This window comes from Streptomyces sp. SID5643 (genome assembly GCF_009872555.1).
Classification (GTDB): domain Bacteria; phylum Actinomycetota; class Actinomycetes; order Streptomycetales; family Streptomycetaceae; genus Streptomyces; species Streptomyces iakyrus.
On record NZ_WWIC01000318.1, the window covers coordinates 1 to 1,027 of the forward strand.

Genomic DNA, 1,027 nt, shown 5'->3' on the forward strand with positions numbered 1-1,027 from the left:
GCTGGTGGAGGAGCTGGCTCCGAGCCGGTCGATGGCCCGCCACCCGCTGTTCCAGGTGCAGCTCGACCTTCAGAACAACGCCCAGGCCGTCCTCGACCTGCCGGGCGCCCGGGCGGGGGGAATACCCGCCGGGGCAGCGGTGGCGAAGTTCGACGTCGAGGTATCCGTCGGAGAGGTGTTCGACGCGCAGGGCGCGCCGGCAGGGCTGCGCGGTGCGGTGACCGCGGCGGCCGACCTGTTCGACGTGACGACGGTCGAAGGCTACGCGGAGCGGTGGGTGCGGGTCCTGGGGCTCCTCGTCGCCGACCCGCAGCTGAGACTGAGCGAGATCCAGGTCCTCGACGAGGCTGAGCGTCGTCGGGTACTCGTGGAGTGGAACGACACGGCACGGGAGCTGCCGACGGGACTGGTGCCGGGGCTGTTCGAAGCCCAGGCGGCGCGGACGCCGGACGCGGTGGCGGTCGTCGCCGAGGGCGTCGAGACGTCCTACGCGGAACTCGACGAGCGCGCGAACCGGATCGCCCAGTTCCTGGTGAGCCAGGGGGTGGGTGCGGAATCGGTCGTGGGGTTGTGCCTGCCGCGTGGCGTGGACATGGTCGCGGCGATCCTGGGTGTGTGGAAGGCCGGGGCCGGCTATCTGCCGGTGGATCCGGACTACCCGGCGGAGCGGATCGCGTTCATGCTCCGTGACAGCCGGTCCGTGCTGGCGTTGACGACGGAGGAGATTCTCGACGAACTCCCCGCCGGCCGTGGGCGCCTGGTGGCGCTGGACGATCCGCTGACCGCGACGCAGCTGGCGGCCGCTCCGGCGACGTCTCCCGGCGTAGCGGTGGAGCGGGACGGTCTGGCGTACGTCATCTACACCTCGGGCTCGACGGGACGCCCGAAGGGCGTGGCGGTCACCCACGGAGGCCTGGCCAACTATGTGACGTGGGCGGCGGACGCGTACGGGAAGGGGACCGGTGGCGCCCCCCTGCACTCGTCACTCGCGTTCGACCTGACCGTGACCAGTGTGCTCGTGCCGCTG

Annotated in this window: 1 protein-coding gene; it reads left to right on the forward strand. The window is 71.7% G+C overall.

What is annotated here, in order from left to right; all coding sequences use genetic code 11:
- A partial coding sequence (locus GTY56_RS33955; protein WP_161369133.1) for an AMP-binding protein occupies positions 1 to 1,027 on the forward strand: 1,027 nt, incomplete at both ends.